Here is a 20,724-nt window from a genome sequence, read left to right on the forward strand (position 1 = left end):
GAAAAAAGCCCCCGGGGCGCAAACCCCGGGGGCTTCGTGTTTCAGGCCTCAGCCGCGGTCAGGCGGCGCGGCGCGGGGCGGCTTCGCGGATGTCGCGCTCCACATAGCCTTCGAACTGCTCGAAATTGTCGTTGAAGCGGCCCACAAGCTCGCCGGCCTTGGCGTCGTAGGCGCCGCCGTCCGTCCAGGTGCCGCGCGGGTTCAGCACCTCTTCCGGCACGCCCGGGCAGGCGGTCGGAACCTGAACGCCGAAGTTCGGGTCGGTCCGGGTCGGCACGCTGTCCAGCGAGCCGTCCAGGGCCGCGTTCAGCAGGGCGCGGGTGTAGTCGATCGGCATGCGGTGGCCGACGCCGAAGACGCCGCCGGTCCAGCCGGTGTTGACCAGCCAGCAGGTCGCACCGTGCTTCTCGATCTTGTCGCCCAGCAGGTTGGCGTAGACCGACGGGTGGCGCGGCATGAAGGGCGCGCCGAAGCAGGTGGAGAAGGTCGCCTGCGGCTCGTTGCCCAGCCCCTTCTCGGTGCCGGCGACCTTGGCGGTGTAGCCGGACAGGAAGTGATACATCGCCTGCTCGGGCGTCAGCTTGGAGATCGGCGGCAGCACGCCGAAGGCGTCCGCAGTCAGCATGACCACGTTCTTCGGATGGCCGGCGACGCCGGTCGGCGAGGCGTTGGGAATGAAGTCGATCGGGTAGGACGCCCGGGTGTTCTGGGTCAGCGAGCCGTCGAACAGGTCCAGTTCGCCCGTCATCGGGTTCATGACCACGTTTTCCAGCACGGTGCCGAACATCTTCGTGGTGGCGTAGATCTCGGGTTCGGCCTTCTCGGACAGGTCGATGACCTTGGCGTAGCAGCCGCCCTCGAAGTTGAAGACGCCGGCGTCGGACCAGCCATGCTCGTCGTCGCCGACCAGTTCGCGGCGCGGATCGGCCGACAGCGTCGTCTTGCCGGTGCCCGACAGGCCGAAGAAGATCGCCGCGTCGCCGGCCTGACCGACATTGATCGAGCAGTGCATCGGCATGACGCCGCGCGCCGGCAGCAGGTAGTTGAGCAGCGAGAAGACCGACTTCTTGATCTCGCCGGCATAATAGGTGCCGCCGATCAGGACGATCTTCTTCTCGAAGCTGACGATGATGAAGCAGTCGGAGCGGGTGCCGTCGCGGTCCGGGTCGGCCTTGAAGCTCGGCGCCTGGATGACGGAGAATTCGGGGGCGAAGGACGCCAGTTCATCCGAGGTCGGCTGGATGAACATGTTGCGCGCGAACAGATTGTGCCAGGCCTGCTCGGTCACCACGCGCACGCCCAGGCGGTAGTCGCGGGCCGCACCGGCCCAGCAGTCCTGCACGAAGACCTCGCGGCCTTTCAGATGATCCTGCACGCGTTTCAGCAGCACATCGAAGCGGTCGGCCTCGAAGGGCTTGTTGATGGCGCCCCATGAGATCTCGTTCTCCGAGGACGGCTCGCGGACGATGAACTTGTCCTGCGCGGAACGGCCGGTGTGGACACCGGTCTCGACGACGATCGAGCCGCCATTGGCCAGCCGGCCTTCGCCACGGGACAGGGCCGCCGTATAGAGCGCGGCGGTGCCGTAGTTCCAGTGCGCCCTGGCGACACCGGACAGTCCCTGGCCTTCCAGGCCGTTCTTGCTGATCGTCGGTCCCAGATTGTCCACGCTTTCCTCCCGATGGATGGGTCCCGTTCCGGCGCGTTTCGCATGGCCGGAAAATAGTACCGGGCGACGCCGCAATCCCTGCGCCATCCACCCGTGCCGCACACTGTCACGAAAACGTCGCCAACATATCCATGGGCGTCTCTTATTCAACCCGATTCGGACCGGAAAACTGTGCGAAAGTGCCGCATTTGTTGATAACCGATTGCAACAGGGGGGGGGCGGCCCGGCCAGGCGGCTTGCGCGGCGGCGCGCTGGCGGCCATATGCAGGGGTGAACGCAAGCTTCGGAGGCGGACATGCAGACCCGTAACCCCCTGTTCGACGACCTGTCCCGGGTAATGACCTCGGCCGCCGGCGCCTTCCAGGGCGCGCGCGACGAGGTCGAGGCGCGGGTGCGCACGCACCTCGAGCGGATCGTTGCCGACATGGACCTGGTGGACCGCGACGAGTTCGAGGCGGTGAAGGAAATGGCCGCCAATGCGCGGGCCGAAAACGAGCGTCTTGCGGCCGAAATCGAAATCGCTGAAGCAGGAACTGGCGAAGGCGAAGAAGACCCGCCGCGCGGCCCCCCGGAAAAAGGCTGCCGAACCAGACGCTTAAGTCGCCGCAAATCGGCGATTGACGGAGGAATCCTCCAACTCCTAGCCTAGATGTGGCGTCGCGATTCGCCGGCGCCAACCATATGTGCCGGCAACATCCTGTTCCCGGCCAGGCAGGGAGACCGATCGCCATGAGCATGATGATCGAACTCGCCGAGACCGCCGCCGTCAATCCGCTGGATGCCGTAGAGGACTTCGTCGACGCCAATGAATGGCCGGCGGACCGCTCTGCGTCCGACGAGATGACCGTGGGCGTGTCGGGCAAGTGGTGCGACTTTCACCTCTGGGTGTCCTGGCGCCCGGAAATCAGTTCGATGCACTTTGCCTGCGTCTTCGACCTGAAGGTGCCCGCGTCCCGCCAGCCGGACCTGCACGAACTGCTGGCTCTGGCCAACGAGCGCATGTCGATCGGCCATTTCGATGTCTGGCGCGACGAGGGGCTGCTGCTGTTCCGGCACGCGCTGCTGCTCGGCCGCGACGGCGAGGTGGAACCCGGCCAGATCGAGGCCCTGTTCGACATCGCCTTCACCGAATGCGAACGCTTCTTCCCCGCGGTCCAGTACGTCCTCTGGGGCGGCAAGTCCGCCGCCGAAGCCGCCGATACCGCCATGATGGAGTGCGTCGGAGAGGCGTAAGGAGACCGACAGACCCGCAGCGGTCACCCCCGAAGGCGCAGCCACTCGGGGTCCGGGGCTGCCTCGCAGCCACGCTCATCGTTAGACCGGATGCCCGCGCAAGGCGGGCATGACCAGCTTCCTTGGCCGCCTGTGCCTGTCTGGTCACCCCCGATGGCCCGAAGGGTCACTCGGGGGTCCGGAGCGGCTTCGCAGAAAGGTCATTGTGGCCGGATACCCGTGATAGTCCGGCATGACCGCTTCGGATCGAACGTGGAGGAGCCTCAGCTCAGCAGCATGGCCGAGAGCTTGCGGCGGGTCGGCTTGACCAGCGGGTCCTTCGGGCCCCAGGCCTCGAAGAGCTGCAGCAGCTTCTTGCGCGCGCCGTCCTCGTTCCACTCGCGGTCGTGCTCGACGATGTGCAGCAGATGCGCGGCGGCGTCTTCCTTCCGGTTCACCGCCAGCAACGCCTCGGCCAGCTGGAAGCGGACATCCGAACTCGACGGATCGGTCTCAAGTTCGCCCTCAAGCCGCGTGACGTCTTCCGACGCGCCCGGATCGGCCGCGTTCTTCGCCAGATCCAGCGCGGCGCGGGCGCCGCTGACCTCGGCATGGTTGGCGATCGAGGCCGGCGCCTGATCCAGCACCTGCTCCGCCGCCTCCAGTTCGCCCAGTTCGATATAGGCGCGCGCCAGTCCGCCGAAGCCCTCGGGGCTCTCCGGGTCTTCCTCCAGCAGCGCCGCCCAGGCCTGCGCCGCGCGGGCGTGATCGCCGGCCTCGACGGCCTGCCGGGCCGCCTCGATGATCTCGTCGGCCGGGCTGGGGCCGATGCCGCCGGCGACGCGGTCGATGAACTCGCGCACCTGGCTCTCGGGCAGCGCGCCCATGAAGCCGTCCACAGGCTGACCGTCCTTGAAGGCGAACACGGCCGGGATCGACTGGATGCGCATCTGCTGCGCGATCTGCTGGTTCTCGTCGATATTGACCTTCACCAGCTTCACCTTGCCGCCGGCCTGAGTGACGACCTTCTCCAGGATCGGCGTCAGCTGCTTGCACGGCCCGCACCACGGCGCCCAGAAATCCACCAGCACGGGCTGCTCGCGGGAGGCATCGACGACATCGGCCATGAAGGTCTGCATGTCGCTGTCCTTGATCAGGTCCGCGGGAGCGCCGCCCGCTTCCGCGCCGCCAATAATCGTTTCCATACCCGTCCGTCCCCTTCAGGATTGTTCGCGTCCGCGTCATGTAGAACGTCCGGGCGGCAAGGGCAACGGAGGGGCCACAGTTCCTGACATGCGCGAGGGCGAGGACAGACCGCTCAGGACCGGATGGACGACCGGCGCCTGCGCCACCGCAGCGTCGAAGGCGGCCTTCACCGCGCTGGTGACCGGACAGTGCCCGGAGTCGGTCACGATCACCCTGCCGCGCGGCCAGACGCCCGTCTTCAGTATCGCCTTTCAGGGGTTTGCCGAGGACAGTGTCTCGGCCGGCGTGGTCAAGGATGCGGGCGACGACCCGGACGTCACCCACGGCGCACTGATCGTCGCCACCGTCCGCCGCCTGCCGGAAGGCTCGGGCGTGCGGTTCCGCGCCGGGCCGGGCGTCGGGACGGTGACGAAACCCGGCCTGCCATTGCCGCCGGGCGAGCCGGCGATCAATCCCGTCCCCCGCGACATGATGCGGGCGGCGGTCTTCGAGACCGCCAGCGCGCTCGGCGTCCCGGGCGATCTGGAGATCGAGATCTCGGTGCCCGGCGGCGAGGAACTGGCCGAGAAGACCTGGAACGGGCGGCTGGGCATCGTCGGCGGCCTCTCGATTCTGGGGACGACCGGCATCGTGAAGCCCTTCTCCTGCTCGGCCTGGATCGCCTCGATCCATCGCGGGATCGACGTCGCCGTCGCGAATGGTTTCACGCATGTCGCCGCCGCCACCGGCTCCACCTCGGAGGCCGCGGTCCGGGCGAAGTACGGTCTCGCCGAGGAGCACGTGCTGGACATGGGCGACTTCATCGGCGGGACGCTGAAATATCTGAAGACGCATCCCGTGCCGCGTCTGACCATCGCCGGCGGCTTCGCCAAGATGACCAAGTTCGCGCAGGGCGCCAACGACCTGCATTCCGGCCGCAGCCAGGTGGATATCGCGGCATTGGCAAGACTCGCAGGGTCGGCAGAAATCGGCCGGGCCTCGACCGCCAAGCATGCGCTGGACCTCGCCACCGAGGCCGGCATCGATCTGGCCGGGATGGTCGCCGCCCGGGCGCAGGAACGGGCCGAAGCGCAGCTTGACGGCAGCGGCGTCGCCGTCGGGATCATGATCACCGACCGTCAGGGCCGGATCGTGGCGGAAGCCGGATGAAGGTGCTGCTGCTCGCCGGGACGGCGGAGGCGCGCGCCATCGCGACGGGGCTTTCGCAGGATGGCCGCTTCAAGGTCATCGCCTCGCTGGCCGGCGCGACGGAAACGCCTGCCGATCTGGGCGTCGAGACCCAAAGCGGTGGCTTCGGCGGTGCGGGCGGGCTGCGGGACTTCATCGCCGCCCGCGGGATCGACCTTCTGGTGGACGCCACCCATCCCTTCGCCGCGCAGATGAAGGCCCATGCATCGGCGCAGGCCATCCCCGTGCTGCATGTCATCCGGCCCGCATGGACGCCCCGGCCCGGCTGGACCGTCTGCGGCTCGCTCGCCGAGGCCGCGCGCGCCCTGCCCGCCGACGCCCGCGCCTTCCTGGCGCTCGGCCAGCGGCATCTGCAGGCGTTCGCCGATCATCCGGCGCAGATGCTGGTCCGGAGCGTGGATGCGCCATCACCGGCTGTCGCCCCCGGACTTGATCCGGGGGCCTCGGCGCAAACGGGACGACAAGGTCCTCGGGTCAAGCCCGAGGACAGCAGAAGGGTAGCGCGCTTCACCTTCATCAAGGGCCATCCCGGAACGGTCGCTGAAGAGACCGGACTAATGCGCCGCCATCGGATCACCCACCTCGTCTGCCGCAATTCCGGCGGTCGGAGCGGTCAGACGAAGCTGGACGCGGCGGCGCAGCTCGGCGTCCGGACCATCGTCATCGACCGGCCGCCCCCGCCGCCGGGCGAGATCGTCCCGACGGCAGAAGCGGCGCTCGACTGGTGCCTGCGTCGCCGGCGCGAGGGGTGAAGCTTCGTTGACACGGCGATGACGGGCGCTTCACTCTGCCGCCAAAACCGGGCGCTTCGGGGAGGATGCAAGGTGACCGACTACAGGCAGTTCTGCGCAGATTTCGATCCCGCGGTGCTGGCGCAGACCCTTCACGGGGACCTGGGGCAGGACATCAACGCCTGCATCGAGTGCTGCGACCGGCATGTCGGGGAGGACCGGGTCGCGCTGAACTGGGAAGGCGAGGACGGCAGCAGCCGCAGCCTGACCTTCGAGGACCTGCAGAAGCGGTCGGCGCAGGTGGCGAACCTGCTGGTCCGTTTCGGTGTCCAGCCCGGCGACCGGGTCTCCGGCCTGCTGCCGCGCATCCCCGAGCTTGTCGCCTTCATTCTGGGCGCCTGGCGCTGCGGGGCGGTCTACCAGCCGCTGTTCACGGCCTTCGGGCCGAAGGCGATCGAGCACCGGCTGACTTCGTCGGACGCAAAGGTGGTGATCACCGACATCGCCAACCGGCCGAAGCTCGACGGCCTGGACGTGACGACCATGATCACGACCGTCGGCGGACATGGCGACGAGATCGACTTCAACCTGCTGGCCGACAATGAGAGCGACACCTTCGCGCCGGTCATGCGGCAGGGCGATGACGGCATGCTGATGATGGCGACATCGGGCACGACCGGCCTGCCGAAGCTGCTGCAGATCCCGCTGCGCGCGCTGCTCGCCTTCGATATCTACATGCGCCACGTGCTGGAAGTCCGCGACGACGACGTTTTCTGGAACATCGCCGATCCGGGCTGGGCCTACGGCCTCTACTACGCCGTCACCGGGCCGTTGCTGATCGGGCACCAGACGACGCTCTACGACGGCGGCTTCACCGTGGAAAGCACGGCCCGCGTCGTGGAGAAGCTGAAGGTCACCAACTTCGCCGGCGCGCCGACCGCCTACCGCATGCTGATCGCAGCCGGACCGGCGGCGTCGAAGCCGCTTGCGGACAATCTCCGCGTCGCCTCCAGCGCCGGCGAACCGCTGAACCCGGAAGTGATGCGCTGGTTCCGCGACCATATCGGCTGCAATCTCTACGACCAGTACGGACAGACCGAATGCGGCATGGTGCTGGCCAATCATCACGGCCTGAAGCACCCGGTGCGGGAAGGCTCGGCCGGCCTGCCGATGCCCGGCTTCCGCCTCGGCGTGGTCACAGAACAGGGCGAGCCGGTGAAACAGGGCGATCAGGGCATCCTGGCCGTGCACCGGCCCGATTCGCCCATGTTCTTTTTCGACGGCTATCTCGGGCGCGAGGGGCAGGACTGGGTCGGCGACTGGTATCTGACCGGCGACACGGTCGAGGAGAACGCGGACGGCTCCATCAGCTTCGTCGGCCGGTCCGACGACGTGATCACCTCATCGGGCTACCGGATCGGGCCCTTCGATGTGGAAAGTGCGCTGCTGGAGCACGATGCCGTGGCCGAGAGCGCCGTCGTCGGCAAACCCGACCCGGAACGCGGCGAGATCGTGAAGGCCTTCGTGATCCTGCAGCCCGGTTACGACGGCAATGACGACCTGGCCGAGGAACTGCGCCAGCACGTCCGCACGCGGCTCGGGAAACATGCCTTCCCGCGGGAAGTCGCCTTTCCCGACGCCCTGCCGAAGACACCGAGCGGCAAGATCCAGCGGTTCATCCTGCGGAAGGAATAGGGCCGGTCAGCCCAGCGCGCCCATCCCGGCGGTGATCCCGCTGAGCGAGATCGGGACGGTCAGCGGCGTCTTGGGATTGGCGTAGAGCGTCAGCACCGCCCGCGCGCCCGCCTTGAGCGCCGTGACATGTTCCTCCGACAGCATCGCAATGGCTGCGCAGCGGTCGGGGTAGCAGGTCTGGTAAGGGATGGCGCCGAAGTCGCGCCCGTCGATATTCAGGCTCAGGCCGCCCGGCAGGTAGACGCCGATCGGCACCTCGAAGCGGGCGACGAACTGCTGGCCGCCCTCGCCGCCGCGGGCGACCGTCATGGCGGCGGAAACCTTGTCGTTCTCGGTCGCCGTCGCGACCTGCAGCAGGACGCATTTGCGGCCGGCATTGGCCGAACTCACGCAGCGCTGTTCCCAGGCCCCGTGCTTGGCGACGACCTCGACGGGAGATCCGGCGCCGCCCTGGGTCTGCGCCATGACCGGGAATGCGGCGAGACATGCGAGACCCGCCGCAAGGACGGCGGTTCGGACTGCGGAAACCATCGGCACACTCTCCATTCCCGTTGAGGCCCTGGCCGCCGCGCCCACAGGCCCCATATCGCCCGCCACGCGGATTTCTTCAACCGCCACCGGTCACAAACGCAACGCCCCGGCGCGATGGCCGGGGCGGTAACGGTTCGGAAGGTAAGTGCCGGGTCAGGAGACGGCGCGGCTGTCCTTCGAAGTGAAGAGGCCGGCGATGCGGCGAGCGGCGGCGCGCATCCAGGCGGCGAAAAGCCGGGCCTGCTCGCGGCGGGCCATGGCGATGCCGTGGTCGATCTCGCCGAAGGACAGCACGCGGTATTCCGGCATGCCGTGGGCGATGGAAGCGTAGTCAGCGGTATGACGTTCGCGAATGGGGTCGTAATGCATGATCAAGGTCCTCTGCCAAATCCGTTCAGGCTCTCAGACCTCCCGTCGGACGGCCTCTTCCGGGCCTGTTGTCTGACTGGGAAAATAGGAGTGTTTCGCAACGCGGCAATATAGTGTTCGCACGTGCAGCATTGCAAGGAATGCATAGCTTGGCGGTGATCCGGAAAGGACCGGAAGTGGGGGCTGGCCCATGGGGTCAAGCCAGCCCCCAACCGCAGCGCCGCTCCCTCGGGGTTGGGGATCTTCGGGAGGAGGATCGAACTCAGCCGCGGCCCGGTGAGTCCTGTGTAGTGTTATTGCGTATCATTCGCAAGAAAGAAATTGCGAACGGTTCGCATTTTTTAGCAGGCCGACTCTATCGCTGGCGGAAGGCCTCGTCGGAAGTGCCGATCACGCGGTCGGTCAGGAAGGACAGCACGGACCGGGAGCCGGCCTTCATCTCGGCATCGACCTGCATGCCCGGCCGGACCGGATTCTGCCCCGGCGCATCGCCGAGATAGCTTTTCGACGTCCGGATCTCGACCGTGAAGAAGACCTGCCCCGTCTCCTGGTCGCGGTTGGCGTCGCGGGCGACGCGCTCGACCGTCCCTTCCAGGCTGCCATACTTGATGAAGTCGTAGGCGCGGACCTTCACAGCTGCGGGCTGGCCGACCTCGACCGCGGCGATGTCGCGGTTGGCGACCCGCGCCTCGATGACCAGCTCATCCGATTCGGGCACCACCGACATCAGCGGCTCGTTCGGCCAGCACCGCCTGGCCGGGATTGTTGACCGCCAGATTCTGCACATAGCCACGCACGGGGCTGCGGATCACGGTGCTGTCCTGCCGCGTCTCAGCCTGCTCCAGCGCCGCAGCGGTGCGGTCGCGGGCGCCGCGGACCTCGGCCAGCCGCGCCAGCACCTCGGAGCGCGCCGTGTCGTCGATCTCGCGGCGGCGGGAGCGCGCGGCGGACAGCGCGGACCCCGCCGAGTTCCAGCGACTGCCGGGTTTCCTGCAGTTCGCCGCGGGTCTCGTTCAGCTGCCGCTGCACCGACTGGAAGCGCAGGAAGGGGAAATGGCCCTTGTCGGTCAGCCGCTGCAGCGATGTCACCTGCTCCTGCAGGACTTCGGCGCTGGAGGTCAGGGTACGCGTGCGGACCTGCAGCGAGTTGATCTCTGCCTGACGCTGCTCGATCTCCCGGTCGGCGCTCTCGCGCTGCGCAGTGAGCGCGTCGCGGCGCGCCTCGAACAGCCGGCTGTGAGTCGCCACCAGATCGGGCCGCTCCGAGATCACCGAGCCGGGAAACTGGACGGTCTGGTCGCCTGCGGCCTCGGACTCCAGCCGCGCCAGCTCCGCCTCCAGCGTCAGCAGGTCGCCGCGCAGCCGCCGCACCTCGGCGCCGATCAGCCGTTCGTCCAGGATCAGCAGCGCCTGGTCCTGATCGACCAGATCGCCGTCGCGGACGAGAATCTCCGAGACCGCGCCGCCTTCGGGGTGGTTGATGACCTTCACCCGCCCGCCCGGGCGCACCTCGCCCGGCGCGACCACGGCCTGATCGACCTCGGCCAGCGCGGCCCAGAGCAGGATCGCCAGGAAGAATCCGGCGATCACCATGATCAGGATCGACGCCATGGGCGAATGCCGGCGCTCGCTGATCGCCTGGGCTTCGGGCAGGAATTCCTGGTAGCCGGGCGAGCCGCCGCGCTCGCCGCTGTCGTCGCGGGCCATGCGGGCTCAGGCCCCCTTCGGACTGTCGCCGCCGGATGCGCCGCCGCCGGACTTGCCGCGCTGGGCCTGGCCCATCTCGCGCATGCGGCTGCGGGCGAAAGCGATGACCTCCTGCGGCGGGCCGATACGGTCGATGCGGCCTTCCTGCAGCAGCGCCACCTTGTCGGCGATCGCCATCGGCGCCATGCGGTGGCTGATCAGGATGATGGTGCTGGCCGCGGCGGGCGCGGTTGACGGCGCGGATAAGGCGCTCCTCAGACCCCGGATCGAGGGCGCTGGTGGCCTCGTCGAAGATCAGGATCTTCGGATTGCGGATCAGTGCGCGGGCCACGGCCAGCAGCTGCCGCTGGCCCGATGACAGGCCGCCGCCGCGTTCGGACAGGATGGTGTCGTAGCCCTTGGGCAGGCGCTGGATGAACTCGTGCGCACCGACGAACTTGGCCACCGATTCGACGCGCGCCGGGTCCTTGTCATCGACGCCCATGGCGATGTTCTCGCGCACCGTGCCGGCGAACAGCTGCACGTCCTGCGGCACCACGCCGATCTGGCGGCGCAGCGTGGCCGGCGAGATATGGGCGATGTCGGTGTCGTCGACCAGAACGCGGCCGTGGTCGGGCTGGTACAGGCCCTGGATCAGCTTCGACAGCGTCGTCTTGCCCTGCCCCGACGGGCCGATGATGCCGAAGACCGTGCCGGATTCGATCTCCAGGCTGATGCCGTTGAGGACGAAGGGCAGATCCTCGGCGTAGCGATAAGAGACGTTCTCGAAGGTGACCTTGCCTTCCAGCGGGGAACCGGGGCTGAGTTCGCCCGGCTCGCTTTCGGCCTTCTCGTTCATGATCTCGTCGATGCGCTGGAAGGCCGAACGGACTTCCTGCACCTGATGCCAGGCCGAAACCACCTGACGCATCGGCGCGACGGCGCGGGTGGCGAGGATGTTGGTCGCGATCAGCGCGCCGATCGACATGTCGCCGGACATGATCAGCAGCGCGCCGGTGACGATGACAACCAGGCTGAGGATCTGCTGCAGGTTCTGGCCGATGGCCGCGAGGATGCCGGCCAGGCTGTGGCTGCGGTAACCGGTCCAGGCCGAGAGGCCGAGGCGGTGATCCCAGCGGCGCTCGATCTCCGATTCCAGGCCCAGCGCCTTCACCGTCAGCGCGTTGGCCATGGTCTCGTGCAGCGCCGAGGCCTTGGCGGCCTGACCCATGAAGTTCTGTTCGGTCAGCTGCTTCTGGCGCTTGTGGGACGCCACGGAGAGCAGCACGAAGATCGGGATGGCGACCGCCACGATCAGTGCGATCAGCGGCTCGATCAGCAACAACGCGAACAGGAACACGCCGACGAACAGCAGATCCGCGATCACCAGCGGCATCTGGCCGGTGAAGAAGGAGCGGATGGTGTCCAGTTGGCGCATGCGTTCGGAAATCACGCCGGAGGCCGTGCTCTCGAAATGCTTGTAGGGCAGACGCAGCAGGTGATGCACCAGCTCGCCGCCGATCAGGCTTTCAACGCGCGCGCCCGTATGGCTGGAGACGTAGACGCGGACGATGCGCAGGATCAGGTCGAAGATGTAGATCACGACCATGCCGATGGTGAGCGCGAACAGCGTCCCCTCGGCCCCGCCGCCGGTGCCGACGACCTTGTTGAACACGGTCATGATGAACAGCGGCGCGGCCAGCGCGAAGATGTTGATCAGCAGCGAGGCGACCGCCAGTTCCAGCAGCACACCGCGCATCTTGGCGATGACCAGCGAGCGCCAGCCCTTCTCCTTCACCGAGGCGGCGCCGGGCTCCTTCAGCTTCAGCGTCAGGGTCCCGAGCTTCAAGACTTCCTCGGCCGTCATCGGCGAGGCGGCGTCGGTCTCGGGGTCGTAGACCAGATAGCCCGAGCCTTCCCGCCGCACGACGGAGCGCGCCGACATCGGGTTGGCCGGGTCCATGACGGCATAGGGCGGCTTCAGCCGCTCCAGCGCGCGGGCGTCGAAGCGCTGTTCGGCGGCCGGAAAGCCCAGCCTCTCGGCCGCCAGCCGGAAGCCGTCCAGGGTCATCGGGCTGCCGGCGCCGGGCGCCGCGGCCTGGATGTCGGCGGCGCCGATGGGACGGCCGAGATCGCGGGTGGTGCGGATCAGCAGCCGCCGGAGGGTGTCGACGCGGCGCTGCGGCGCCGGTTGCGCCGGCGTCTCCTCGCCGGATGCCGGCGCAGCGGCAGGCCGTTCGGGCGCCCCATCCTCGCGGAACGAGCCAAGGCCGCCGCTCGTCGGGTCGGCAGCCTGCTCGCCCCGGCGCCAGTCGTCCTCGGAGAAATCGACGATCTCGGCGGATTTCGACGCCGCGACACGCGAGGCCACGACATGCAGGTGCGAGCGCGGCTGACCGTCGCCGCCATCGGGATGCTTGCGGCGCTCCGCCTCGATCCCGGCGCGTTCGCTGTCGCTGGCGGGGCGCTGCGCGACGGGGATGCGGCCGATCTGCGACCAGCCCTCGCCGTCGTCGCGGCCGTCGCCGCCCTCGCCCTCACGGGCCATCAGGCCGTCACCTTCTTCTGCAGCAGCTTCGGCGGGCGGCGCTGCTCGGCCACCTGGAAGAGCGAGAAAGTCCGGTTCACGTAATTGGTGACGCTGTTCAGCCCGGTCATGTAGTCGGTCAGCGTCTGGGTCTTCTCGGCCTGCACCATACGGATCGGGCGGCGCGGATCGTCGGTCTCGAAGCGGCAGTAGAACCAGGGCTCGCCGCGCTTGATGATCAGGTCCTTCTGCGGCTCGTACCATTCGAAGGCCCACATCATCGGCCGCGGCCAGATGTGGATGGGCAGCCGGCCGCCGATCATGGTGCCGGGCATCTGCTCGGCCCGGTAATGGTTGAAGGCCGGCATCTGGTTCATCCAGCAGACGTCGTCGGCGACGAAGATGTAGGGCGTGATGAACTGGATGATCGGCCGGTTCTGATGCCGCCATTCCTTGCGCGGCATCACCGCCACCATCTGGCGGAGATGCTTGGACCGGATCGAACTGCGGTCACCGGCCATGTTGACCAGCTGCGGCTGTCCCTTCTCGTCCATCTTGAAGCGCAGATGCACGTCGATCGGGCAGAGCACCTCGAACAGCCGGGCCTCGTAGTCGAGCACCGCCGGGCAGACGCCGACGGACTTCGCGTGCTGGACCTGATTGTCATTGCGACGGCAGGGGCGCGGCGCCTCCCAGATGAAGCCCGCCTTCTCGGTATCGAGGATGTAGCCGACCTCGACCGTGCGCCGCTCCGGCGCGACACGGTTCTCGGGCAGGCCCTGCTCTTCGCCCTTCAGATACGCAAACATGACGGTGTCCTGGCAACAATCACTGGAAGCATCGTTAAAGATTCAGGCCTCTACAAGGCAATCCTCGTGCCAGACCTAGACGATCCCGTGTCCGTCCGGCCGTCCCTGGCGCGGGCGAATCATACCACTGATCCGCCGCCCGTTGCGCCACAGAAGCACGCGCGGCTCGGCGCAGATCAGGGCTTCCCGCCGCAACCGCCCGAACAGGCCCGGTTCGCCGGCCGCCGGAAACAGGGCGCGGTGCGCCGCCACAACGCGGCCGAGTTCGCCGCTCTCCGGGTCGGGCAGCCGGAAGCCCGCCGCCCGGACCGGGTCCAGTTCCGCCCCCAGCGCACCGAGCAGCGCCAGATAGTTTGCGACCGGCCTCGAGAGGTGGCCGCGTATTGCAAGCGCCCGCAGTGCGGCGAAGTCGACCATCTCCGGCCGCCGCAGCATCAGCAGCCCGTCGACGACGGACTTCACCGCATCCGCCGTAAAGAGATCGCCCGCCGCATGGCTGGCGGCGATCAGCAGCCGGTGGGCCGGGGCCGGCGCAAGCAGCCCCTCGGGGCCGGCCTCGACCGCAGATTCAAGCAGCTGCGCGGCTGTCAGCGCGGTCTCGAAAGGCCAGGCATCGCCCTGGACATGCAGATCGATATTGGCGCCGTCCTCCGGCCCGATCAGCGGCTGGAAACTGGCGTCGCCGACGAATCCCCAGGGTCCGCGCGTGGGCATCTCGGCGAAGCGGAAACCTTCGGCCATCAGGCAGTCCAGGGCGGCGGACAGGTCGTCGGGCCGGACCAGCAGGTCGGCGTCGGAGACCGCGCGGGCGTCGGGGTCCGGCCAGTCGGTGCGGGCCGTCGCCAGCCCCTTGATCGCCAGCACCGGAATGCCGGCCCCGGCAATCACGCCGGCCCACTTCTCCCCCTGCAGACGGCGGAAGCGGTTGAGCAGACGGCTCTGCCGCACCGCCGCGGGGTCCAGCGCGGCTTCCGCGCCGGGCACCAGCGCCGCCACCGCCGCCGCCCCGACCAGATCGGCGAATCGCGCGAGCGCGTCCGGATCCGGACTGCCGCCCCCCGGAGTCCCGGCCACGGCGGACCAGATCGGATCAGACGTGCCGATTCGGGACATGCGATTCGGGCCGGGCGCGGTTGAACATCCCCGCATCATCGGCCCGCCCGTGGCGCGGTCAACCGACGCGTTTCAGAAAGGTCCGGTCTTCGCGGAGCAGGAAGCGTTCGGTCTGGGCGAAGCGGTAGTTCTCCTTGCCCAGCGGGTCGCCGGCGAGGCGGGCGCGGTAGGCCTCGTAGGCCGCCAGACTGTCGATGTTGTAGATGCCGTAGGCCAGCGTCGACGAGCCCTCATGCGGGGCGAAATAGCCGATCAGATCGGCGCCGCAGCGCGGGATCGCCTCGTTCCAGTTCTTCGCGTAGAGCTCGAACTCGGCCTTCTTCACCGGGTCGATATGGTAGCGGATGACGCAGGTCAGCATGGGTTCCTCCTTGGCTGTCGGACGGAGGATCCCGCATTGCCGCACAACAATGCTTCGGTTAGCATCGAAGCATGAAGGAAGGTCCGGACATCGCCCGGCTGGGCGCCCTGATCGGCGATCCGGCGCGGGCCAACATGCTGACCGCACTGATGAGCGGCAAGGCGCTGACCGCGACCGAACTGGCCGCCGAGGCCGGCGTGACGCCGCAGACCGCCAGCAGCCACCTGTCGCGGCTGCAGGATGGCGGTCTGGTCGGACAGGTCCGTCAGGGCCGTCACCGCTACTTCTCGCTGGCCGGTGAGGATGTGGGCGACCTTCTGGAAAGCCTCATGGGCATCGCCGCGCGCCGCGGCCACACCCGCACGCGCACCGGCCCGAAGGATCCGGCGCTGCGCCGCGCCCGCGTCTGCTACGACCATCTGGCGGGCGAACTGGCGGTGCAGATGTTCGACAGCCTGGAACAGCGCAGGCTGATCCGGACGGCGGGCAACAGCGTCGACCTGACGCCGAAGGGCGCGGCCTTCGTGCGGGAGGCGGGGATCGATCTGGAGCCGCTCATGGCGGGTCGGCGGCCGGTCTGCCGCGCCTGCCTGGACTGGAGCGCCCGCCGCAGTCATCTGGCCGGCGCACTCGGGGCCGCATTCCTGACCACATTTCAGGACCGGGGCTGGGCAATGCGCGAAAAGGACAGCCGGGCGGTCCGGATCTCGAAGACCGGAGACGCGGCCATCCGGCAACTCTTCCCGCTCTGACGCGTCCTGCAACGTATCATTTCGGGACAGGACTGTCTCACATCTGTATGATCCGTCACGGTTTCGGCGAATCAGACCGTATCGGCCCGGCGGCAGGCACACTATTTGGTAACGGGTCGGGTCTAGAAGCGGACGAACGTCCGTCGCCCGATTCTTGCAAGTGGAACGACGTCATGAAACGTATGTCCCGGATATTCGCCCTGACCGCCGGTCTCGCCTGCGCCCCGCTGCTGGCCGGCGCACAGACCCTTCAGGAGCCTGAACGAGCCGACGCCCTGGCCGGCGCGATCGCCGGCAGCGACGAGGGCGTGCAGGCCATCGAACGCTTTCTCGACGCCGGCGGCGTCCCCGGCGCCGCGGCCCAGCGCGCGGTCGGCCTGATCCGCGAGCTGCAGCGCAGCGACCTGGTCGCCGATCCGAAGGTGCTGCAGCAGGCCGCCGACCGCATCTCGCGCGCGGCCAGCCGCTCCTTCGTCGCCGCCAAGATCTTCAAGACCCGCGTCACCAGCACCTTCGAGCTGGGCGAGAAGCGCATCGGCTTCGACTTCGGCCCGCCCGACGCCGCGACGCGCGACGGCTTCACCAAGGTCACCGCCAAGAGCGACATGATCAAGGGCCCGAACCCGGCGGCCATGCGGCGTCCGGAAGGCGAAGCGCTGCTGCGCGACGGCATCCGCAACATCCGCAAGGTCAACCTGCCGGTCGAGAACGGCAAATACCGGGTGATGATCACCACCGACGATATCGGCGTGCCGGAAGCGACCGAACGCCCTTACGGCGCCGGCCTGAAGATCAATGGCGAGCGCGTCCGCGTCGCCGCCCAGACCCCGAAGAACTGGGTCGACGAGACCTATCTGGCCGAGCCCAACCGCTATTATGGCGAGAACGGCGCCGAGGCTGCCGACGAGGTCGCGGGCCGCGGCAACGCCCAGGGCCGCACCACCGGCGGCGTCATGGTCGTCGAGGCCGAGGTGAAGGACGGCAAGCTGGATCTGGTCTTCGATCTGGTCGAGGGCCGCGAGACCTATCTGACCGGCGTGATCCTGGAGCCGGCGACCGAGGAGAGCGTCTTCGCCGGGTCGCCGCAGGCGCGGCAGGTGCTGTTCACCCGCCCCGAGGATATCGTCAACGCCACCGTCGAGGTGGAATCGGCGCGCCAGACCCTGCTGTCCGACACCGTCGTCGAGTCCGAGCCGCAGCAGCTTGCGCAGCTGCTCGACCTGCCTGATCCTGTCGTCGAACCGTTGAACGACGTCAGTCCCAACTGACCGGCGCGAGCGGTAGCGGAGGGAGCGTGTTTGTGAGGGGCCTGATCGGAGCCGGATTCTGCCTTGCGCTGATCGGCGCGGGCGCGGGGACGGCATGGGCGCAGGGCGCCACCGACAGCTCATCCGAAGGTCAGGCGAAACCGCAGGTCGTTCAGAACCCGATCATTCCCGGACAGGCCGATCCCGATCCGCCCTTCACCACCGCCAAGCAGGACGCGGTCCTGACCCGCCAGCGGCGCGAATACGATCCCATCGGCATCGAGGCCGGCGGTTTCTTGGGCGATATCAAGTATCTCGGCCGTGGCCAGATCCTGGAAAGCTTCCTGCTGTTCCCGAAGGTCGAGACCTCCATCGTCTTCGACAACAACATCTTCGCCGACAAGAACGGCAAGGTGGCGGACTTCATCGGCACCGTGAAACCCGAGCTGGAGCTGCATTCGAACTGGGACAATCACGAACTGTTCGTGCGCGGTTTCGGCGAGTTCGGCCGCAACCTCAGGAACAACCGCGAGAGCTTCCGCCGCCACGGCGTCGAGATCGGCGGCCGCGTCGATGTACGTGAGTATCTGAGCGTCAATCTGGGCGCCGGCTGGCAGCGCAAGACCGCGGCCCGCAGCGACATCGACGCCGACACGGGCGGCGACGAACCGACGGTCTTCTACGAGAGCTTCGGCGAGATCAGCGCCCGCTACAAACGCGACAAGCTGGATCTGCGTGGCGAAACCAAGATGACGGTCAAGGATTTCGTCGACACGCCGGCCGGCAACAGCGAGACGGAGAACGACCAGAACGACAACTGGCTCTGGGAAAACACGGTCCGGATCGGATGGGAGCAATGGCGCGGCACGACGCTGTTCGCTGAGCCGTTCTTCACCATGAGCCGGAATTTCATCCGGCTGGACAATTCGAACATCTCGCGCGGCTTCAACACGCAGGGCATCACCTTCGGCCTGACCTACGATGCTTCGGCGGTGACCTTCCTCGAAGCCGGGATGGGTTTCGGATACGCCGTTCCCATGGACGGCAATTCCGACAGTTTCTTCTTCTTCGAACCCAAACTCGATCTGGTCTGGAACCCGCATGACAGCTGGACATTCAAGGCCGGCTGGAGCCGCGACATTTCCTCGACGAACAGTGCGACACCGGTGAACAACCAGCTGGTGCCCGACGTCGCCTTCAACACCAACAGCTTCAAGCTGGCGACCGAGCTGGAGATCACCTACGAACTGCTCGCCAGTGCCGAATTCGGTATCGCGCTTGCCGACACCATCCAGAACGACACCACCCAGACCAGCGTCGATACCGAACTGGCCCTGCTCTGGCTGATGAACGAATATTCCCGGCTGCGGGGCTTCTGGGAGTTCTCCCGGCTGGTCTCCAACGACAACAACCGCGAGTTCGCCAAGCACCGTGTCGGGCTGGCGTTAACCTTGCAATACTGACCGCCTGAGTTACCGATTCGCGGCGGCCGCTTGCAGTTTCGGGCCGCAGGGAAGGAGCACAGGCATGTTCGACATCAGATTTTCAGGCAAGCTGGCGCTCGCGGTCACGCTGCTGGTCGCCATTGCTGCCGTACAGGGCTGCGCCGACCGGCGCTATGGCCGCGCGCCGGTCCAGGCCGCATCCGCCACCCCGACGCCCACACCGCCTCCGGCCCAGCCCGTCGCCCCCACACCGCCTCCGGCCCAGCCCGTCGCCCCCGCCCCGCCGCCGGCCGTCGCCCGCACACCGGTCCAGGCCGAGCCGCTGCCCGCCGCGCAGCCTCCACGGCCCGCGCCCGCCGCGCCGCAGCCGGTGACCCCCGCCCCTGCGGCGGCGCCCGTTGTGACCCAGTCCGCCACCGTGAAGACGCCCGTGCCCGCCGCGCCCGATACCTCATCCGCTACCTCCGCCACCTCCGGCACGCCGACACCCCTGACCGACGAGGCCGTCGCGCAGCTGACCCAGGGCCAGGGCGATGCGAGAAATGCCGCGGTCGAGCAGGCCCGGCGCGACGCCCAGGGCCAGCGTATCGTCGCCGCCACCAATACCGCCTCCAACGATCCGACGCCGGTCGGCACCGTGGTCCGCGGCCGGCCCGAATTCGCCGTCGACGACGTCCCGAACGACGTCGCGCAGAAGCTCGAGGAATACCGGATGGGGCCGGGCGACCGCGTCCAGATCAAGGTCTTTGGCCAGGACGATATCTCCGGCGAGTTCGAGATCAGCGCCGCCGGCGAACTGTCCTATCCGCTGATCGGGCAGATCACCGCCGAGAACATGACGCCGGGCGAGTTCAACGAGGTGCTGCGGCTCGCGCTGGAGGAATACTTCGTCAACCCGCAGGTCACCGTCGAGATCACCAACTACCGGCCCTTCTTCATCCTGGGCCAGGTCGGCAGCCCTGGCACCTACAAGTACCAGCCCGGCCTGAACGCTCGCATGGCGATCGCAACCGGCGGCGGCTACACCAGGCGCGCGAAGGAAGAGCCGATCACGATCTTCCGCACCGATTCTGCCGGCAACCTGATCAAGTTCGACGCCGACCAGGACGCCACCATCCTGCCCGGCGACACCATCGAGGTGCACCGCCGCCTGTTCTGAGCGGCCGGGCGCCGCCCGCCCCGTCATCGACGAGCCGGCACCGCCCCGGACAGACGTCCGGGGCGGTGCCGTTCGGGCAGGCCGCCGCGGCGGTGTGACCTGCGACACGTTCGCTAAGTCGCTGTGGCCCCGTCACAAAAGCTGGCACACCGGTTGCAACATCCCATGTGTATCAGGAAGCGGCCTCGACATTTCGTCACTGCCATTCCGCGATACACAAGATGTTGGAGTTGCCCCACCTTCTCGCCGCAAAAAGCGATTGGTGGGGCGGAAAAGTAACAAGGAACGTGAAAAACCGCGCCCAATAGACTGACAAACTTAATGGTTTTGTTCCATTGGTCTAGAGTGACAGGCGCGGCGTACGGGTTCAGGCAGTGAAGCGATGGCGAATGTGAGTTACCTGCATACGGCGAGTTCGGGAGAGTTGGCGGATACACCGTCCTTCATCTCCCAGAACGATTCCACGTCGCCGATGATGAACTTCCGGCAGGTCTTCTCGATCATCTGGCGGCGGAAGTGGATCGTCGCCGCGGTGATGATGCTTGTCGTCGCCATGGCCTATTTCTGGCTGCAGTCCCAGACCCCCCTCTATTCCGCCAGCTCCGAGGTCGTGATCGGCATCCGCGACGAGAACGTCACCGGCATCGAGGGCGTGCAGGCCCGCCAGGAGCACGATTTCTACTTCAACGAGACCCAGGCCAAGATCATCTCCTCCTCGCAGATCGCAGAGGAAGTCGCGAACCGGCTGGGCCTGTTCGATAATCCGGAGCGCCTCTACTGGGAAACCGGCGGGCCGTCCGCCGGCCAGAGCCTGAAGTCCACCATCAAGAGCATTCTCCCCGACCCCGTGGTCGAGGGCGCCCGCGGCCTGCTGAACCTGGCCCGCGGCGGCAGCCAGCAGGCCGAGGACCGCTCGGTGCTGAAGCGCATGACGCCCGAGGAGCGTGAGGCCTTCGAGCGCCAGAACCTGATCCGCACCCTGCTGGACGCCATCAGCGTCGACCCGTCCGACCGGTCGCGCACC

General features: G+C 67.6%; 18 protein-coding genes and 1 pseudogene. 10 read left to right on the plus strand and 9 right to left on the minus strand.

The window, feature by feature from the left end; translation table 11 throughout:
- Window positions 1–58 precede the first annotated feature (58 nt).
- Window positions 59–1,669, minus strand: a complete 1,611-nt coding sequence (locus tag ACMVY4_RS03515) for a phosphoenolpyruvate carboxykinase (protein ID WP_416898812.1) — start codon at window positions 1,667–1,669, stop codon at window positions 59–61.
- A gap of 295 nt (window positions 1,670–1,964) precedes the next feature.
- Between ACMVY4_RS03515 and ACMVY4_RS03520 the strand changes: the two genes are divergently transcribed.
- Window positions 1,965–2,318 carry an accessory factor UbiK family protein gene (locus ACMVY4_RS03520; protein ID WP_416898813.1) on the plus strand — a complete coding sequence of 118 codons (354 nt, stop codon included), beginning with the start codon at window positions 1,965–1,967 and terminating at the stop codon, window positions 2,316–2,318.
- A gap of 80 nt (window positions 2,319–2,398) precedes the next feature.
- Entirely contained in the window at window positions 2,399–2,902 is a 504-nt protein-coding gene (locus ACMVY4_RS03525; RefSeq protein ID WP_416898814.1) for a YbjN domain-containing protein, read from the plus strand.
- A gap of 263 nt (window positions 2,903–3,165) precedes the next feature.
- Here ACMVY4_RS03525 and trxA read toward each other — a convergent pair whose 3' ends face one another.
- On the minus strand, window positions 3,166–4,086 hold the full coding sequence (gene trxA, locus ACMVY4_RS03530) for a thioredoxin (RefSeq protein WP_416898815.1): 921 nt from the start codon (window positions 4,084–4,086) through the stop codon (window positions 3,166–3,168).
- Window positions 4,087–4,174: 88 nt separating this feature from the next.
- Here trxA and ACMVY4_RS03535 point away from each other — a divergent pair, with 88 nt between their 5' ends.
- The 3 genes from ACMVY4_RS03535 (at window position 4,175) to ACMVY4_RS03545 (ending at window position 7,701) form a co-directional block, all read left to right on the plus strand.
- The gene (locus ACMVY4_RS03535) at window positions 4,175–5,236 is read left to right on the plus strand and encodes a cobalt-precorrin-5B (C(1))-methyltransferase (protein ID WP_416898816.1); all 1,062 of its coding nucleotides are present in this window, start codon (window positions 4,175–4,177) and stop codon (window positions 5,234–5,236) included.
- The gene (locus ACMVY4_RS03540; RefSeq protein ID WP_416898817.1) at window positions 5,233–6,027 is read left to right on the plus strand and encodes a precorrin-6A/cobalt-precorrin-6A reductase; all 795 of its coding nucleotides are present in this window, start codon (window positions 5,233–5,235) and stop codon (window positions 6,025–6,027) included. The genes ACMVY4_RS03535 and ACMVY4_RS03540 overlap by 4 nt, the downstream gene beginning before the upstream one ends.
- A gap of 72 nt (window positions 6,028–6,099) precedes the next feature.
- Window positions 6,100–7,701, plus strand: a complete 1,602-nt coding sequence (locus tag ACMVY4_RS03545) for an AMP-binding protein (protein ID WP_416898818.1) — start codon at window positions 6,100–6,102, stop codon at window positions 7,699–7,701.
- 6 nt (window positions 7,702–7,707) lie between these two features.
- Here ACMVY4_RS03545 and ACMVY4_RS03550 read toward each other — a convergent pair whose 3' ends face one another.
- From ACMVY4_RS03550 to ACMVY4_RS03580, 7 genes are all read right to left on the minus strand, one after another.
- Entirely contained in the window at window positions 7,708–8,232 is a 525-nt protein-coding gene (locus ACMVY4_RS03550; RefSeq protein ID WP_416898819.1) for an invasion associated locus B family protein, read from the minus strand.
- A gap of 153 nt (window positions 8,233–8,385) precedes the next feature.
- Window positions 8,386–8,601: a hypothetical protein gene (locus ACMVY4_RS03555; RefSeq protein WP_416898820.1), complete on the minus strand. Its 216-nt coding sequence runs from the start codon at window positions 8,599–8,601 to the stop codon at window positions 8,386–8,388.
- A gap of 355 nt (window positions 8,602–8,956) precedes the next feature.
- Entirely contained in the window at window positions 8,957–9,328 is a 372-nt protein-coding gene (locus ACMVY4_RS03560; protein WP_416898821.1) for an HlyD family efflux transporter periplasmic adaptor subunit, read from the minus strand.
- A gap of 81 nt (window positions 9,329–9,409) precedes the next feature.
- Entirely contained in the window at window positions 9,410–12,835 is a 3,426-nt protein-coding gene (locus ACMVY4_RS03565; RefSeq protein ID WP_416898822.1) for an ABC transporter transmembrane domain-containing protein, read from the minus strand.
- Window positions 12,835–13,623 carry a hypothetical protein gene (locus tag ACMVY4_RS03570; protein ID WP_416898823.1) on the minus strand — a complete coding sequence of 263 codons (789 nt, stop codon included), beginning with the start codon at window positions 13,621–13,623 and terminating at the stop codon, window positions 12,835–12,837. The genes ACMVY4_RS03565 and ACMVY4_RS03570 overlap by 1 nt, the downstream gene beginning before the upstream one ends.
- 75 nt (window positions 13,624–13,698) lie before the next feature.
- A complete protein-coding gene (locus tag ACMVY4_RS03575; protein WP_416898824.1) occupies window positions 13,699–14,736 on the minus strand; it encodes a nucleotidyltransferase family protein in 1,038 nt (345 codons plus the stop codon).
- Window positions 14,737–14,794: 58 nt separating this feature from the next.
- Window positions 14,795–15,097 (minus strand): NIPSNAP family protein, encoded by a 303-nt coding sequence (locus tag ACMVY4_RS03580; protein WP_416898825.1) that lies wholly within the window; start codon window positions 15,095–15,097, stop codon window positions 14,795–14,797.
- A 71-nt stretch (window positions 15,098–15,168) separates the two neighbouring features.
- Here ACMVY4_RS03580 and ACMVY4_RS03585 point away from each other — a divergent pair, with 71 nt between their 5' ends.
- The 5 genes and pseudogenes from ACMVY4_RS03585 to ACMVY4_RS03605 form a co-directional block, all read left to right on the plus strand.
- A complete protein-coding gene (locus ACMVY4_RS03585; protein WP_416898826.1) occupies window positions 15,169–15,849 on the plus strand; it encodes an ArsR/SmtB family transcription factor in 681 nt (226 codons plus the stop codon).
- 173 nt (window positions 15,850–16,022) lie between these two features.
- The gene (locus ACMVY4_RS03590) at window positions 16,023–17,117 is read left to right on the plus strand and encodes a hypothetical protein (RefSeq protein ID WP_416898827.1); all 1,095 of its coding nucleotides are present in this window, start codon (window positions 16,023–16,025) and stop codon (window positions 17,115–17,117) included.
- A 32-nt stretch (window positions 17,118–17,149) separates the two neighbouring features.
- Entirely contained in the window at window positions 17,150–18,559 is a 1,410-nt protein-coding gene (locus ACMVY4_RS03595; protein WP_416898828.1) for an outer membrane beta-barrel protein, read from the plus strand.
- A 64-nt stretch (window positions 18,560–18,623) separates the two neighbouring features.
- The gene (locus ACMVY4_RS03600) at window positions 18,624–19,700 is read left to right on the plus strand and encodes a polysaccharide biosynthesis/export family protein (protein ID WP_416898829.1); all 1,077 of its coding nucleotides are present in this window, start codon (window positions 18,624–18,626) and stop codon (window positions 19,698–19,700) included.
- Window positions 19,701–20,238: 538 nt separating this feature from the next.
- Window positions 20,239–20,385 (plus strand): annotated as a pseudogene (locus ACMVY4_RS03605) (hypothetical protein); the annotation flags it as partial.
- Between the last annotated feature and the right edge of the window lie 339 nt (window positions 20,386–20,724).

Source organism: Minwuia sp. (assembly GCF_048007105.1).
In the GTDB taxonomy this organism is placed as follows: Bacteria; Pseudomonadota; Alphaproteobacteria; order Minwuiales; family Minwuiaceae; genus Minwuia.

Bases quoted from the DNA above. Each gene is read 5' to 3' on its own strand.
- trxA (WP_416898815.1), bottom strand. From the start codon at position 4,086: ATGGAAACGATTATTGGCGGCGCGGAAGCGGGCGGCGCTCCCGCGGAC.
- ACMVY4_RS03565 (WP_416898822.1), bottom strand. From the start codon at position 12,835: ATGGCCCGTGAGGGCGAGGGCGGCGACGGCCGCGACGACGGCGAGGGC.
- ACMVY4_RS03550 (WP_416898819.1), bottom strand. From the start codon at position 8,232: ATGGTTTCCGCAGTCCGAACCGCCGTCCTTGCGGCGGGTCTCGCATGT.
- ACMVY4_RS03580 (WP_416898825.1), bottom strand. From the start codon at position 15,097: ATGCTGACCTGCGTCATCCGCTACCATATCGACCCGGTGAAGAAGGCC.
- ACMVY4_RS03525 (WP_416898814.1), top strand. From the start codon at position 2,399: ATGAGCATGATGATCGAACTCGCCGAGACCGCCGCCGTCAATCCGCTG.
- ACMVY4_RS03600 (WP_416898829.1), top strand. From the start codon at position 18,624: ATGTTCGACATCAGATTTTCAGGCAAGCTGGCGCTCGCGGTCACGCTG.
- ACMVY4_RS03575 (WP_416898824.1), bottom strand. From the start codon at position 14,736: ATGTCCCGAATCGGCACGTCTGATCCGATCTGGTCCGCCGTGGCCGGG.
- ACMVY4_RS03590 (WP_416898827.1), top strand. From the start codon at position 16,023: ATGAAACGTATGTCCCGGATATTCGCCCTGACCGCCGGTCTCGCCTGC.
- ACMVY4_RS03560 (WP_416898821.1), bottom strand. From the start codon at position 9,328: ATGTCGGTGGTGCCCGAATCGGATGAGCTGGTCATCGAGGCGCGGGTC.
- ACMVY4_RS03555 (WP_416898820.1), bottom strand. From the start codon at position 8,601: ATGCATTACGACCCCATTCGCGAACGTCATACCGCTGACTACGCTTCC.
- ACMVY4_RS03540 (WP_416898817.1), top strand. From the start codon at position 5,233: ATGAAGGTGCTGCTGCTCGCCGGGACGGCGGAGGCGCGCGCCATCGCG.
- ACMVY4_RS03520 (WP_416898813.1), top strand. From the start codon at position 1,965: ATGCAGACCCGTAACCCCCTGTTCGACGACCTGTCCCGGGTAATGACC.
- ACMVY4_RS03535 (WP_416898816.1), top strand. From the start codon at position 4,175: ATGCGCGAGGGCGAGGACAGACCGCTCAGGACCGGATGGACGACCGGC.
- ACMVY4_RS03585 (WP_416898826.1), top strand. From the start codon at position 15,169: ATGAAGGAAGGTCCGGACATCGCCCGGCTGGGCGCCCTGATCGGCGAT.
- ACMVY4_RS03570 (WP_416898823.1), bottom strand. From the start codon at position 13,623: ATGTTTGCGTATCTGAAGGGCGAAGAGCAGGGCCTGCCCGAGAACCGT.